The 13,518-nt window shown below is 60.4% G+C and carries 15 protein-coding genes; 7 read left to right on the top strand and 8 right to left on the bottom strand.

Features of this window, described 5'->3' with window-relative positions; all coding sequences use genetic code 11:
* The first annotated feature begins 66 nt into the window (after positions 1-66).
* Together BLQ09_RS31295 and BLQ09_RS16010 are read left to right on the top strand one after the other, a co-directional pair.
* Positions 67-207: a hypothetical protein gene (locus BLQ09_RS31295; protein ID WP_166655323.1), complete on the top strand. Its 141-nt coding sequence runs from the start codon at positions 67-69 to the stop codon at positions 205-207.
* A 116-nt stretch (positions 208-323) separates the two neighbouring features.
* Positions 324-1,268: a GGDEF domain-containing protein gene (locus BLQ09_RS16010; protein ID WP_092357776.1), complete on the top strand. Its 945-nt coding sequence runs from the start codon at positions 324-326 to the stop codon at positions 1,266-1,268.
* A gap of 267 nt (positions 1,269-1,535) precedes the next feature.
* On the opposite strand, the gene BLQ09_RS16005 is transcribed toward BLQ09_RS16010, so the two are convergent.
* The 4 genes from BLQ09_RS16005 to BLQ09_RS15990 form a co-directional block, all read right to left on the bottom strand.
* Complete coding sequence (locus tag BLQ09_RS16005; protein WP_092357887.1) at positions 1,536-1,796, bottom strand: hypothetical protein; 261 nt, start codon at positions 1,794-1,796, stop codon at positions 1,536-1,538.
* 178 nt (positions 1,797-1,974) lie between these two features.
* Positions 1,975-2,304 carry a hypothetical protein gene (locus BLQ09_RS16000; protein ID WP_065941186.1) on the bottom strand — a complete coding sequence of 110 codons (330 nt, stop codon included), beginning with the start codon at positions 2,302-2,304 and terminating at the stop codon, positions 1,975-1,977.
* Between the two features lie 91 nt (positions 2,305-2,395).
* Positions 2,396-4,897, bottom strand: a complete 2,502-nt coding sequence (locus BLQ09_RS15995) for a TonB-dependent siderophore receptor (RefSeq protein ID WP_092357774.1) — start codon at positions 4,895-4,897, stop codon at positions 2,396-2,398.
* A gap of 116 nt (positions 4,898-5,013) precedes the next feature.
* A complete protein-coding gene (locus BLQ09_RS15990; RefSeq protein WP_027606517.1) occupies positions 5,014-5,451 on the bottom strand; it encodes a DUF3995 domain-containing protein in 438 nt (145 codons plus the stop codon).
* Between the two features lie 93 nt (positions 5,452-5,544).
* Here BLQ09_RS15990 and BLQ09_RS15985 point away from each other — a divergent pair, with 93 nt between their 5' ends.
* Positions 5,545-5,934: a DUF2946 domain-containing protein gene (locus BLQ09_RS15985; protein ID WP_027606518.1), complete on the top strand. Its 390-nt coding sequence runs from the start codon at positions 5,545-5,547 to the stop codon at positions 5,932-5,934.
* A 95-nt stretch (positions 5,935-6,029) separates the two neighbouring features.
* A complete protein-coding gene (locus BLQ09_RS15980; RefSeq protein WP_092357772.1) occupies positions 6,030-8,156 on the top strand; it encodes a TonB-dependent receptor in 2,127 nt (708 codons plus the stop codon).
* Between the two features lie 83 nt (positions 8,157-8,239).
* Here the strand turns inward: BLQ09_RS15980 and BLQ09_RS15975 are convergent, their stop codons facing one another.
* Both BLQ09_RS15975 and BLQ09_RS15970 read right to left on the bottom strand, forming a co-directional pair.
* A complete protein-coding gene (locus BLQ09_RS15975) occupies positions 8,240-9,256 on the bottom strand; it encodes an ABC transporter substrate-binding protein (RefSeq protein ID WP_027606520.1) in 1,017 nt (338 codons plus the stop codon).
* Between the two features lie 133 nt (positions 9,257-9,389).
* Positions 9,390-9,839 (bottom strand): hypothetical protein, encoded by a 450-nt coding sequence (locus BLQ09_RS15970; RefSeq protein WP_051429370.1) that lies wholly within the window; start codon positions 9,837-9,839, stop codon positions 9,390-9,392.
* A gap of 414 nt (positions 9,840-10,253) precedes the next feature.
* On the opposite strand from BLQ09_RS15970, the gene BLQ09_RS15965 reads away from it, so the two are divergent.
* The 3 genes from BLQ09_RS15965 (at position 10,254) to BLQ09_RS15955 (ending at position 11,175) form a co-directional block, all read left to right on the top strand.
* Complete coding sequence (locus BLQ09_RS15965) at positions 10,254-10,520, top strand: hypothetical protein (RefSeq protein ID WP_081744443.1); 267 nt, start codon at positions 10,254-10,256, stop codon at positions 10,518-10,520.
* Between the two features lie 115 nt (positions 10,521-10,635).
* Positions 10,636-10,866, top strand: coding sequence for a hypothetical protein (locus BLQ09_RS15960; protein ID WP_027606522.1), 231 nt, complete (start codon positions 10,636-10,638; stop codon positions 10,864-10,866).
* A 72-nt stretch (positions 10,867-10,938) separates the two neighbouring features.
* The gene (locus BLQ09_RS15955) at positions 10,939-11,175 is read left to right on the top strand and encodes a DUF2789 domain-containing protein (protein WP_027606523.1); all 237 of its coding nucleotides are present in this window, start codon (positions 10,939-10,941) and stop codon (positions 11,173-11,175) included.
* An 81-nt stretch (positions 11,176-11,256) separates the two neighbouring features.
* Here BLQ09_RS15955 and BLQ09_RS15950 read toward each other — a convergent pair whose 3' ends face one another.
* Positions 11,257-12,489: a methyl-accepting chemotaxis protein gene (locus BLQ09_RS15950; RefSeq protein ID WP_370737668.1), complete on the bottom strand. Its 1,233-nt coding sequence runs from the start codon at positions 12,487-12,489 to the stop codon at positions 11,257-11,259.
* Between the two features lie 546 nt (positions 12,490-13,035).
* On the bottom strand, positions 13,036-13,440 hold the full coding sequence (locus tag BLQ09_RS15945; protein WP_003191666.1) for a TraR/DksA family transcriptional regulator: 405 nt from the start codon (positions 13,438-13,440) through the stop codon (positions 13,036-13,038).
* Positions 13,441-13,518 lie beyond the last annotated feature (78 nt).

Here is a 13,518-nt window from a genome sequence, read left to right as displayed (position 1 = left end):
ATGCGACGGATTTTCGCCAGTCGCCGCGTTGAAGGATCAACCCCGGTCAACCCAAGAGGAAACACCATGTACCGTCGACTTACCCTGCTGGTTGCCGCTGTGCTGATCGTCAGCCTCAGCGGCTGCGTGATCGTGCCGGAACACCGTCATTGCTGCTGGCGTTACTACGGCGCAGTGGATGCGCCCAGCCATGCTGTCATCGGCTAGCTGGCCGCCGCCATGCCCGTCACACGACCTCTCGTCTGCTGCCTCGGCAAGCGCTTGACTCCCACCGTCGATCACACGACGCTCTGGGCACTTAGCCATCACTCGAGCCGTCCACCATGAGCATTGCCCCTCCGAGCCAGCCCGACAGCGACGTATACCGGACACTGCTGGAGTCGACCAAGGCCATCCCGTGGCGTATCGACTGGCAGAGCATGACCTTCAGCTATATCGGCCCGCAGATCGAAACGCTGCTGGGCTGGACCCCGCAAAGCTGGGTCAGCGTCGACGACTGGGTCTCGCGCATGCACCCCGATGACCGCGAATACGTGGTGAATTTCTGCGTGTCGCAATCCCGTGCCGGGGTGGACCATGAAGCGGATTACCGGGCACTGACGGTGAACGGCGACTATGTATGGATCCGCGACGTGGTGCATGTGGTGCGCAAGGACGGTGAAGTCGAGGCGCTGATCGGCTTTATGTTCGATATCAGCGAACGCAAAAAAACCGAAGAACACCTGGTGCGCCTGCAAAAGCAACTCGAGGAATATTCCTACCAGGATGGCCTGACCGGCATCGCCAACCGACGCATGTTCGACACCGTGCTCGAGCGCGAATGGGCCAGCGCCCAGCGCAGCCAGTTGCCGCTGTCGTTGATCATCCTGGATATCGATTTTTTCAAGCAGTACAACGACCACTATGGCCACATCAAGGGCGACGAGTGCCTGCGCCAGGTCGCGCATACCCTGTCACTGGCCGCCAACCGGCCCCGGGACTTCATCGCCCGTATCGGCGGTGAGGAGTTTGTGTGGTTGCTGCCGGAAACCGACGCGGCATCGGCGAAACAGGTGGCACAGCGCTGCCTGCACCTGATCTGCCAGCAACAGATCGAACATGGCTTTTCAGCGGTGTCGAACCTGCTGACCCTGAGCCTGGGCGTAGGTACGCGCATCGTCAAACCCGACAGCCCGATGCTGGGTTTTGTCGAAGATGTCGACAAGTTGCTCTACCAGGCCAAACGCAATGGACGGATGCGTGCGGAGTTTGCAGAAGGTGAAGTTTGACGCCGGGGGTTAAATTCCAGGCAAAAAAAATCCCAAGTAGCTGATGGAAACTTGGGATTTAAAAATGCATAAACCGTGGGAGGTGAACGCCCGGCTATAATAACCAGTGTAAAAAGCTGTAACAAGAAAATTTTATATCCTTTCGTCGGATTAAAAGCATTGTAAGTCCTTCAATAACCACATGTTTTTTAAGGTGGCGAAGCATATAAGTGCCACTTTTTGGTGCAACTACTGTCGATATTTCCACTTATAAAAAAGGGTTATTAGTTAAGGCGGCGTAACACTCTTCGACCCGCTCTCCTCCAATTGCTGGCAGGTATCGCGAAGTTCGAGACCCGCGGAGGTGGCCACATTGGCGACCCGCTCAACCTGCCGGCAAAGTGCCAAACGCTCGGCCGCTTGTTCGCGCTGGCGATCCTCCTTGGCGTTGAGTTGCATGAAATAGCCCCCGAGCAACATCGCGACACACAGCACGCCAAGCGCAAAATAGCGCAGGCTGTTGGCTGAAGGGGGGGTTGCCGGGGTCACGGGCTTACCCTGCCCGGCTCTGTTTTGACAGCAAACCTGGAGCGCCTCGGGCAGCCCCGTCCCGGGACCGGCATCGCGGCGCGAATAAGCGTGTGCATACCTGTCTCCTCTACCAAGGGAGCAATTGTATGCAAATACAAACATCGGTTTGTCGTGGTTTTGTAAAGCCTGCACTCGATTACTTGCGTGCCACTTTGTAACGCACGCAATCCTGGTAGAAACTCTGGCGAATCGCTTCGGGCTTGAGCCGTGAACGACTGTCATAGGTCTGTTCGGTGATGCCCATGGCCATCATGCGCATCCAGGATTTACTGAACTTGATGGTCTGGATCTTCTGCCGCGCGGCGTACAGCGACACCCCCGACAGCTTGAGCTCCTGGGCCCTGGCGGCCGTGCCGGCGCCCCAACTGCACATGTACTTGTCACCCTCGCGCAGCTCCCGTGCCTGCACGGCAGCCGCGCCGCCGGCCAGGGAGCAGGCGATCAGCATGATTCCAACAGTGCGCATTTGCTTCCTCACCTAACCACCTGAAAATAAAAGCGATTCTGGCGAGAATTTTGTTACAAAGGGGCCATTAAATTGCCTTATCGTCGTGCCATCACCATTGGTAGGTCGCACTCGCCTGGACCGTGCGCTGCGAGCCGTACCAGCACCACGAGTAGGAATAGCACGACGCGACGTACTCTTTGTTCGCCAGGTTGGTGGCGTTCAGGGCCAGGCGCAGGTTGTCCTTGAGGTTGGCGATGTTCGGAATGTCGTAGTGCACCGCCGCATCGAACAGGGTGTAGCCCGGCACCTTCAGGGTGTTGGCGGTATCGCCCCAGGACGAACCGACATACCGCGCACCCGCGCCGGCGCCGAAGCCCTTGAGGTTGCCATCATGGAAGGTGTAGTCGGCCCACGCCGACGCCGTGTGGCGCGGTACCGCATAGGTGGTGGTGCCCTCGGCGTTGATGGCCGGGCCTACGCCGATATCGCTGATGGGGGCGTAACGCACGGTGTTATTGGACTTGCTGATGCGGTTATCCAGGTAGGCATAGGCCGCCGTGATGTCCAGGTTGTCATTAAGGCTGGCCTTGCCTTCCAGTTCAAAACCACGGGATTGCACTTCGCCGTCCTGGCTCTGGCAGCGACCGCTGCCGCACAGGTGGGTGGGGTCCGGGTCGGTGGTGAGGACGTTGGTCTGGCGCAGGTCGAAGATCGCCGCTGTGATAAAGCTGTTGCTGCCCGGCGGCTGGTACTTGATACCGATTTCATACTGCTTGCCTTCGGTCGGTTTGAATACCGATCCGCCGTAACCGGTGCCCGACTGCGGGTTGAACGACTCCGCATAGCTGGCATAGGGCGCCAGGCCGTTATCGAAGAGATAGACCAGGCCAATACGCCCGGTAAAGGCCTTGCTGTCCAGGGAGGACTGGCTCTTGGCCCCGGTGCGCAAGGTCTTGGTGGTGCTGTCGGTGCTGGCCCAGTCATAACGACCGCCGAGCAACAACACCCATTTGTCCCACTTCATCTGCTCTTGCAGATAGACGCCGGTCTGTTCGCTGCGCGACGTACCGTCGGTGGTGTACGCCGGTACCGGCACGGCCGCGCCATAGACCGGGTTGAAAATATCCAGGGTCGGCCCGGCGGTATACGTCCCTGAGCCCAACAGGGTGTCGGTGCTGGTGTTCTGGTAGTCGAGCCCCATCAGCAGGGTGTGTTGCAGTGGGCCCGTGTCGAATTTGGCCTGCACCTGGTTATCGAGGGTGTAGGCATCCATGTCGACGTCACTGGCAATGGTGGAACGTCGAATGGTGCGGTAATCCGCCATCAGGTAGTTGCTGTAGAGGCTGCGATAACGCCCTTCGCTGCGCAGGTAACGCGCGTTCTGGCGCACCGTCCACACATCGTTGACGTGATGCTCGAAGGCCCAGCCAATGGAGTAGTACTCGCGATCGCTTTTCTCGAAGTTCTTTTCGCCGTCGTAGAAGTCCACGTCGATGCTGCGCCCGGTCGGGCTGTGCAATACCGAGCCCCAGGCCGGCACCGAACCGTAGGACGCGCCCTTGGGGTCCTTCTGGAAATGCCCGAGCAAGGTCAGCGAGGTGTCTTCGTCCGGCCGCCAGGTAAACGCGCTGGACAACGATTGGCGACGGGTTTCGGTGTGTTCGACCTGGCCATCGGCATCGTCGAACAGCCCCGCCACGCGGTAGGAATACACGCCTTGATCGTCAATCGGCCCGCTCAAATCGAAGGTGGTGCGCTTTTTGTTAAAGGTGCCGTATTCGACGCCCACTTCATGGAACGGCGTATCCAGCGGGCGCTTGCTGACCATATTGATCACCCCGCTCGGCGTGCCCTGCCCGTACAGCACCGACGCCGGGCCGCGCAGCACTTCGACGCGCTCCAGGTCGAAGGCATCCTTTTGCGGCAAGGCATCACGGCTCGACGGCATGCGCAGGCCGTCGAGGTAAGTGGCCGGGGCAAACCCACGGATGGTCAATTGGTCGAGACGCGACGCCGTGGCACCGCGGGTTTCCGGGATGACCGCGGCGCTGTAGCGCAGGATCTGGTTGAGGCTCTCGGCGTTCTGCGCACGCATCTGGTCTTTGGTGACGATGGAAATCGACTGCGGGGTTTCGATCAGCGCGGTATCGGTCTTGGTGCCCGACAAACTGCGCGTAGCCACATAACCGGACACCGGCCCGGTAGGGCTTTCGGCCTGGTACGCGCCGCTGATGGTGGTGGCCTGCAGCTGCATGGCACCGCCGTTATCCGGGATGGCTTCCAGGCGGTAGCGGTCGGCCGAGAGCTTCAGCGCCTGCAGGCCGCTGCCGGCGAGCAACTGGGTCAGCGCCACGTCGGTGGCGTACTGCCCGCTCAAGCCGTTGCTGCGTTTGCCGCGTGCCAGGCTCGCATCAAACGCCAATACCAGGCCCGCCTGCTCGGCCAGGCTGTTGAGCGCCTGGCTCAAGTCACCGGCCGGAATCTGGAAGCTGCGTACAGCGCTGCGGCTTTCTTCGGCGAAGGCGGATTGGACGTTCAGCAACGGCACGGCGGCGAAAGCCAACGCCACTGACAGGGCCAGTGGGTGCAAGGGGCGAGCAAGGCGCGACATGGGAAATCCTGGGTAATAGAGGTTCTATTAACCATGACGGCCAGGTCGGGAAATCGGGCAAGGATGAGAGCAGTTTTTATTTGAGCGGCGTAGATCGGTGTGTTGTGTTTCCCTCATTAACCCCACGCCACCACCAACAACCCCACCCCCAACGCCAGGCACAACGGCGAATAGAACCACGTATCCCACCGCGCAAACCGTGACCCGCCGACTTTCTTGAAAAAACCCACCAACTCCGAATCCCCAATCGCGCGGGCAAACATCAGCAGGGCAATCGCGCTGATTCCCCATTGCAGCGCCGCATGGGAGACCGCCGAAAAGTACAGCCCGGCCCGCAGGCACACCAGCAGCGCAATGCCGACCAAGCCCATCGCCACCAGAAAGGTACCCAGCGCCGAGGGCCTGAATGCAAGGCGAGGCCCGCTGGCGAATTCGCCGGGCAGTTGGGGGATGGCGGCGAGGCTGCCGAGTTTGCCGCCGGCAGCCCAGTACAGGTGCACCATGCTGATGCAGGTAAAAATGCCGACGATCCATCGTGCGATGACAAAGCTCATGGCGGGCGCTCCCAGAAAAGGTGCGAGACAGGATAGTCGCCCTGGGATTTTTTGCAGGCATTTCGTCGGCGGCTGATGGTAAAGTGCCGCCCCATGAAACTCGCCCGCGCCGACCGCTCGCTCATTGCCTGGATGCTCTATTGCTGCGTCCTGTTCAATGTGTTCGCCTGCAGTATCGGTCACGGGCAGATGGTGGGGATGCAGCTCAATGGCATCGGCGGGCAGTTCTGTACCGTCGACCCGCGTACCCAGGCGCCCAAGCCGTCCAACTCCAGCGATGAGAACCTGCCGACGCTGGCCAAGGCGTTCGGTTGCCCGCTGTGCTCAACCGGCGGCATGGGCCCGGCGCTCAGTTCGAGCCTGAATGTGGCGGTGTTGCCACAACCCCATGCGCCACCGCCGGCCGTCGTACTGGCCGCTGATATCCCTGCCCGCTTCACCTGGCCCACGGCTAACCCGCGCGCGCCGCCCGCCTTCGCCTGATCCCTTTGCTTTCCCATCTGCACTGACCACCGGTTCCACACGGAATGACGGACGGCCGTGCGTTGTTTTCAAGCCAAGTTTTTCAGGATTCAACCATGAAACATCTACCCCTGTTGGCGGGCCTGTTCGGCTGCCTGCCTGTCTGCGCCTGGGCCCTCGAACTGGCTCCGACCACCATTGATGGCGAATCAACTGCCGAACCCGGCCTCACCCTGGATCAATCCAGCGGCGTGGCGTCGCGGCTGGGACTGAGCGTGCGGGAAACCCCAGCGTCGGTTGCCATCGCCAATCGCAACGACATCGAACGCCATGGCGCCAAGACGTTCCGCGATGCCGCCAACACCCTGCCCGGCGTCAACGCCAGCGCGCCGCCGGGTTTTGGCGGGTTTGTCTCTTACCGTGGGTTTACCAGCAGCCAGATCACCCAGATGTTTAACGGTATCAATGTCGCCACCGGCCTGGCCCGCCCCGTGGATGCCTGGATCTATGACCGCGTGGAACTGGTGGGCGGCCCCTCCTCCCTGATCAACGGCGCCGGCTCCGTCGGCGGCTCGCTCAACTATGTGACGAAGCTGGCCACCCCTGAGGAGCAGGCCGCCGAAGGTCAGCTCACCTATGGCAGCTACGACACCACCGGCATGGCATTCGGCGTCAATCACGCGCTGACCGAGCCCGGCGCCGAAGTGCAGCATTACGCGCGCCTGGATGTGAGCCGCAACACCAACCACAGCTACATCGACCGCGACCAGCGTGAGGCCTGGAGCCTGGCGTTTTCCCTGCTCAGCGACCTCACCCCCGACCTGTCCCATACCCTGGCCCTGGAATACCAGGATGAACAGGAAGACAGCCCTTACTGGGGCACGCCGGTGCTCAATCCCAAGGCCGGCGAGCTGAAGATCGACAAACACAACCGTTTCAACAACTACAACGTCGCCGACGGCCGCTACGAGCAGCGCACGATCTGGGCGCGCTCGATCATCGACTACCGGATCAACGACAGCACGACGCTGAAAAATACGCTCTACCACCTCGACAGCCAGCGTGATTACCGCAACCTCGAAACCTACCAATACAACGCCGGCAACAGTGCGGTAAACCGCTCGACCGCCTACCAGGTGCGCCACCAGGGCGAACAGCACGGCAGCCAGTTCGAACTGCGCCATGATGACCGTCTGTTCGGCCTGTCGACCACCTGGTCCGGCGGTTTTGAGTACAAGGTCAACAGCACCACCAACACGCCGCTGAATGTGCCGGGTAACAGCACCGTGGACCCGAACGGCTTCAACCCCGGGCACTTCTACGACATCCCGCGTACCCGGGAGAATTTTGGCAAGGACAAGACCAATGAGGTCACCACCAAGGCGCTGTTCGTGGAGAACCGCCTGGGCCTTACCGAAAAACTCTCGCTGCTGAGCGGCCTGCGTTACGACGCCATCGACCTGGATGTGACCAACCACCGCGCGATCACGGCCACCAACCCACGGCACTTCAAGCGCCATTGGGAACCGGTGACCGGTCGCGTCGGCCTGACTTACCAGTTCATCCCATCGGCCAATGTCTACCTGCAATACAGCACCGCCGCCGAACAACCGAGTACAACCACCCAGGTGTTCGATGTGTCGACCGGCAAACAATGGGAGGTGGGCAGCAAGTTCGACTACCTGGACGGCCGTGGCTCGGCCACCGTTGCTGTCTATAAGATCGAACGCAAGGACTTTGCCGTAACCGACCCGCAGGACCCGACCACGAGCATCCCGGTCGGCGCGCAGTCATCGAAGGGCATCGAGCTGGCCAGTTCATTGCGCATCACGCCCAGGCTGCTGGCGGAAGGCAACGTCGCCTGGGTGGATGCCGAATACGATGAGTTCAACGAGAAAATCGCCAGTGGCGCAGTGGTTTCGCGCAAGGGTAATACACCGACCAACGTGCCCAGGCGCGTCGGCAACCTGTGGTTGACCTATGACTTTGCCGAGGACTGGCAAGGCGGCGTGGATGCGCGCTACGTCGCCGAGGTGTATGCGGACAATGCCAACACCCAGACGGTACCGGCCTACACGCTGTTCGGGACGTTCCTGCGCTACCAGGTGGATTCACACACCTCGGTGACCGGCCGGGTGCGCAACCTGACCAATGAGGTGTATGCCGAGTTTGCCCATGTGTCCCCGGCGTATTACCTGGGAGCGCCACGGACATTCGAGCTGGCGGTGCAAACCAGATTCTGAAGCGACACTGCAAACAACATGTGGGAGGGGGCAAGCCCTCTCCCACATTATTTTTGATCTCCGCTCGGCAATAAGCGCCGTGCTTACTTCAAGCTGGCTTCGACCTTCTGCGCCACATCCTCGGTCAACCAGGCCTTCCACACCTCCGGATGCTCCTTGAGGAATGCCTGAGCCACCTCCCGAGGCGCGGTGTGATTCTCGCTCATGGTCGCGAGGGCTTGGTTCAGCGGCCCAATCGGCAACTCGACCTTCTCGAAAAACCCGGCAATCTGCGGATGCTCCTTCTGGAACGGCGTGGACACGCCAATACTCAGCTTGGATGCCAACGACCGAGTGGGCTTCGGGTCGGGGTTATCCGCATCCGTCAGGGTCTTCCAGGCCTCGGCATCGAACGGTGGCTCCTCCAGCTGGATCAGCTTGTAGCGCCCCATCAACGGCGTCGGTGACCAGTAGTAGAACAACACCGGTTTGCCGCGACGGATGGACGAGGCAATTTCGGCATCCAGGGCAGCTCCCGAACCGCTGCGAAAGTTCACGTAGCTGTCATCCAGGCCATAGGCCTTGAGCTTCTGTTTGTTGACCACTTCCGAGGTCCAGCCGATGGGACTGTTGAGGAAGCGCCCCTTGCCGGGAGACTCCGGGTCCTTGAACACGTCCTTGTAGCGCGCAAGGTCTTTCACGCTCTTGAGGTCCGGTGCCAGGGGCTTGATACCTTTGGACGGATCACCCTTGACCACGTATTCCGGCACCCACCACCCCTCGGTGGCCCCCTTGACCGTATCCCCCAGGCCCACCACTTTGCCTTCGGCCTCGGCCTTGACCCATACCGGGCTGCGGCCGGCCCACTCTTCACCGATGACCTGGATGTCGTTCTTGGCCAAGGCGGTTTCCAGGGTGATGGTGGTACCGGGCAAGGTGTCGGTGGGCAAGTCGTAGCCCTTCTCGACGATGACCCGCAGTATTTCGGTGATCAGGCTGCCGCTTTCCCAGTTCAGGTCGGCAAAGTGCACCGGCGCTGGCGCGGCCGAAACGGGCAGCGAAGCCACTGCCAGACCCAGGGTCGTCAGCGATGCAGCCAACAGCGTTCTCAATCCTTTCATGCCCTTGCACCTCGCGATGTCGCAGCAAACAACGAACGGCTTTGCTGTCTATGCGCGAAGCCTCTGAATAGTTAAGTCAACTCAACTGTAGTAGAGGTTCCGGGAGATAGGAGATGTTCGCAGTATTTACCGATTATTCACTGGCCTTGAACGTCACCAGCTCACCCTTGCGCCATTTGGCGGCCTTGCCGGTCACGGCCTTGAGGGTCTTGGTCAGGCCTTCCTGCAGTTGTTCATGGGCCGCAAACACCAGCATCACACTGTGGCCTTCCTTGAAGACGATGCCCTGGCCTTCGGGCGAGGACACAAAGGCATAGTCGCCCAAGCCATACACCGTCAACTTGATGTCGCGGAACTTGAGTTCGAACTTGCCACCTTCGCGACTGGGCAATACCGCAGCACGGAAGTGGTCGCCCACCTTGAGTTCCAGACGGGGTTTGTCATCCACAACCATTGCCGCTTCGGTATCGATTTCGGCGATGTAGATGCCTTCCGGCGTCTGCTCAGTGATGTAAACAAAACGGGATTGAAACTGCTTGACCAACTTTGCGCGCAAATCACCCAGCACGAACAACGCGTGCATATCCAGATTACTGACTGCCAAGGAAACGCCCCCACATCGAAAAGAGCACTGTCCGCCGGAGCGGGCAGCAAAAAGAAACGGCCATCTCGGCACGATCACACAACACATTCATGGAAAACTGAAGAAGACCCCGTTGCTGCGCCCAAAGCCCCGGACAGGCATGCACGATGGGCCTTGCGCAGGGACATCAGGCATCGCAGGAGATCACAGGTTCAATAACCAGAGAATACCGGTCGACCCGCTTCAGAGAATAACACTATTAAAAACGCAGTTTCCGACAGCTCATACAAACAAAAACACCTCGGCGTGGAACCAGACGCCGACTGCCGACGACAATACTAAAACAGCAACACGGGTCAAAACCACCTGTAACGCCGCTGGTGGGTCAACAAGATCGATCGACAGGAGCTGACCATGCAACGACGCCAATACGACGCTATGTCTTCCCGCACTCGTTCATCATGTCAGGACGAACAGCAATACTACTGCTTACGCAGTCCCAACGGGTACCCCGATTCCGTTCTTTACCAGGTTGTACCGGCCGGAAGAAACTTCTTCCATATCCGCGAAGTCACCAGTGGCAGGATCAGAGGCTTTCGCAGCGACCACATCGAGGCCTGTGAACTGGCCAAGCGGCTGGAAGCCTCACTGCACGGCGGAATCGTTTCGTCACCCGGATGACTTTACTGCGCCGCCGCCCTTCAACAACTGCCATACTGGCCTGTCCATTGGAATTTGCTCCCTCACGGGCCAGGTTTCATCAGTGCTGTTGGTTACCTCGAAGGGAAGGCGATACGTGACGGAATTTGATATTGGCGAATTTTTCATCCATGGCGACGCAAGGGAAGTCGACGGGGAGTTTCAAGCAGTGATCGTGATGCGCGCCAAGCCGCCGTTGACCACCGTCACCACGCATCAGGTCGAAAAAGACCGGTGGTTCAAGACCTTCGATACCGCCGCCAGCGCCGGAAAAGAATCCGCCCAGGCACTCAAGGCTGCAGTGGATTCAGGGGCACTGACCTCCTGACAATCCGATCGAACTCTACCGCGCCACAAGCCTCCCATGCATAACGATCCCGAAACCCGCACGGAGACTGACATGGACGCGCCAATACCGACACTCGAAACCTTATTTGAACAACTGGGCCTGGACTCAACCCCCGAAGCCATCGACGCCTTCATTGTCGCGCACCCGTTGAGTGACGACGTCAAGTTGATCGACGCGCCGTTCTGGACGCCGCAACAGGCACAGTTCCTCAAGGAAGAACTGCGTGAAGACGCCGATTGGGCCATGGCGGTGGATGAGCTGAACCAGCGCCTGCATCAACCGCAGTAACCCACTCAATCCCGGCTGCCTGAGCGCAATAGCGCCTGCCAGGCAGCTGGTATTTCCCCGCCTCACAGACAACAACAATCCCTAGCGCGCAGCCTTCGCCCCCTCCGGCTTATACCCCAGGCGCAAGCCACCCCAGTGCCGCCCCCGGACCATGATCGGCACCGACAAGTCGTGCATCAACTCGCCGGTATCGCGGGTGTAGGTCTGCAATAGCACCGCTTGCTGGTGGCTGCCGCAGCGGATCCCGGTGCGGTCTTCGAACTTGCGCTTGGTGCGGTTCTGCACCGCGTCGACCTGGGCATCGCCGGTCAGTGCCTGGGAGAACGCCTTGTTGTGCGTCGGTACATAGCCCTGGGGCGTGCAGGCAATGGCAAATACCAAGCCTTCATGGCGTGGCAGCAGTGCCTCCTGGATGGCCGGCAGCACCTGGTCGGTGTAGCCATCGAACCGGCTGTGGTACTTGCTCGGGCTGGTGTTGGGGATCAAGGTGTAGCTGCGGTCGAACAAGTCATCCAGGCTGATGCGGTTCTGCTGTACATCGGCTTCGAATTGCGCGGCAATCCGGCTCGCGCCTTCGCGCGCCAGGTCGTAGATGCGTTGGTGATAGTCATCGAGCCCGACTTCCGCCAGGCGCTCGCTGATCGTTTCGGCCTGCCCTTCCATCTGCACAGCGGCATCGGCCAACTGGCGGGTCTGCTGGTCGCTCACGATAAGATCGCTGCGCATTTGCTCCACGGCGTGGAACAGGCTGTCAAGTTGGGCGCGGTTGGTGTCGGTGCCCTGGGCGATTTCATTGACCTGGCCTTCCACGCCCGCCGCCAGGCCGGCAATGTTCTCCAGGTGCTCGCCGGCGTGCTCCACCTGCTCGACACCGGTGTGCAAGTCTGCCGAGAGCTGGCGAATCTGCTCAACCACCTGGGCAGTGCGTTGCTGGATATCCGCCACCATCACCCCGACTTCATCGGTGGCCGTGGCTGTGCGGCCCGCCAGCCCACGTACTTCATCCGCCACCACGGCGAACCCGCGACCGTGCTCACCAGCCCGCGCCGCTTCAATCGCGGCGTTGAGCGCCAACAGGTTGGTCTGGCTGGCGATGGACTGAATCACCAGGGTCACCCGCTGGATTTCTTCACTGCGTTGGCTCAGGGCTTCAATCAACTCCCGACTGGCATTGGCGCGCTGGCTGAGCTGGTGCATACGAATGATCGACTGGGCCAGCACTTCACGGCCTTCAGTGCTGCGCTGATGGGCCTGGCTGGCCGCCTGCAGGGCCTCGCGACTGAGTTGGGAGGTGACCTTTTCGGTGCTGATCATCACTTCGGCACTGCTGACGATCTGCTTGGCCGCGCCCAATTGCGATTGCACTCGAGCCGCCAGTTGCTTGACCGAGTAGGCAACGCCGGCAGCGGACAGTGCGTTGTGGCTGGTGGTATAGGACAGATCGCGGGTCAGCTCGCCAATGGCATCGGCAGTGGCGGGCGGTGCCGTGCGGGAGGTGCGGTTCATAAGGCCTGGCAGCCAGATCACCAGCAAGGCAATGGGCAGGCAGAGGTATATCGGCAGGCTGGCAAACGCCAGGCCCAGCAGTACCAGCACCAGGGCGGCGCTCTGCAGGAGCGGCATCAACCAGCCGGGCAACCCGCGCACCACCGGTTGCGGTGGCACTGCTGTGCCCATCAGAGCTCCGTCTCCAGCCATTGTCGTTACCCCACTGTTTGTCATTTTTGTCCCTGCATTAAACGCCACTATCCAGCCATTATCCATGGGCCTTTAGTGGGGTAGCCTGCAGCAGATCAATAGACGGGGCGTAACGGGTCTTTCTCCGGGGAACCGCCCAGGCGATCCCCCAGCTTCAGCGCATCAGGCCTGGCGCTGGTGCTTGTCGATCTGCTCGTGGCGCTCTTGCGCTTCGATGCAGTACTTGGTGGTCGGGCTGATCAGCAGGCGCTTGAGGCCGATAGGCTCGCCGCTGTCATCGCACCAGCCGAAGGAATCTTCCTTGATGCGTTCCAGTGCACGCTCAAGCTGCGGCAGCATGCGCTGGTCGCGGTCGATGGCGTTGACCAGCCAGGTGCGCTCTTCTTCAACGGAAGCGGCGTCGGCCGGGTCGGCCGGGGTGTCCAGGCTTTCAATGGCGATGCGGTTCTGCTCAATGCGCTCGTGGTGTTCCACCTTCATGTCCTGCAGCAACTTCTCGAAAAAAGCGTGCTGTTCGGCATTCATGTAGTCATCCGCCGGCATGGCCAGCAACTTTTCCTTTGTCATTGATTTCTCTATAAAAAATACGTGCATTAAGGCGAATAAGGGAGCGTTCCGGTCGACCTCTGCAGGTCTCGGAAAGGC

Origin of the sequence: Pseudomonas sp. NFACC25, assembly GCF_900100935.1 — a bacterium.
GTDB lineage: Bacteria > Pseudomonadota > Gammaproteobacteria > Pseudomonadales > Pseudomonadaceae > Aquipseudomonas > Aquipseudomonas marginalis.
The sequence above is the reverse complement of the archived record's forward strand: the minus strand, read 5'-3'. Positions and strand labels throughout refer to the sequence as shown.

Bases quoted from the DNA above. Each gene is read 5' to 3' on its own strand.
- BLQ09_RS15980 (WP_092357772.1), top strand. From the start codon at position 6,030: ATGAAACATCTACCCCTGTTGGCGGGCCTGTTCGGCTGCCTGCCTGTC.
- BLQ09_RS15975 (WP_027606520.1), bottom strand. From the start codon at position 9,256: ATGAAAGGATTGAGAACGCTGTTGGCTGCATCGCTGACGACCCTGGGT.
- BLQ09_RS15950 (WP_370737668.1), bottom strand. From the start codon at position 12,489: ATGATCAGCACCGAAAAGGTCACCTCCCAACTCAGTCGCGAGGCCCTG.
- BLQ09_RS15970 (WP_051429370.1), bottom strand. From the start codon at position 9,839: ATGCACGCGTTGTTCGTGCTGGGTGATTTGCGCGCAAAGTTGGTCAAG.
- BLQ09_RS16000 (WP_065941186.1), bottom strand. From the start codon at position 2,304: ATGCGCACTGTTGGAATCATGCTGATCGCCTGCTCCCTGGCCGGCGGC.
- BLQ09_RS15945 (WP_003191666.1), bottom strand. From the start codon at position 13,440: ATGACAAAGGAAAAGTTGCTGGCCATGCCGGCGGATGACTACATGAAT.
- BLQ09_RS15985 (WP_027606518.1), top strand. From the start codon at position 5,545: ATGAAACTCGCCCGCGCCGACCGCTCGCTCATTGCCTGGATGCTCTAT.
- BLQ09_RS15965 (WP_081744443.1), top strand. From the start codon at position 10,254: ATGCAACGACGCCAATACGACGCTATGTCTTCCCGCACTCGTTCATCA.
- BLQ09_RS16010 (WP_092357776.1), top strand. From the start codon at position 324: ATGAGCATTGCCCCTCCGAGCCAGCCCGACAGCGACGTATACCGGACA.
- BLQ09_RS15990 (WP_027606517.1), bottom strand. From the start codon at position 5,451: ATGAGCTTTGTCATCGCACGATGGATCGTCGGCATTTTTACCTGCATC.
- BLQ09_RS31295 (WP_166655323.1), top strand. From the start codon at position 67: ATGTACCGTCGACTTACCCTGCTGGTTGCCGCTGTGCTGATCGTCAGC.
- BLQ09_RS15995 (WP_092357774.1), bottom strand. From the start codon at position 4,897: ATGTCGCGCCTTGCTCGCCCCTTGCACCCACTGGCCCTGTCAGTGGCG.
- BLQ09_RS15955 (WP_027606523.1), top strand. From the start codon at position 10,939: ATGGACGCGCCAATACCGACACTCGAAACCTTATTTGAACAACTGGGC.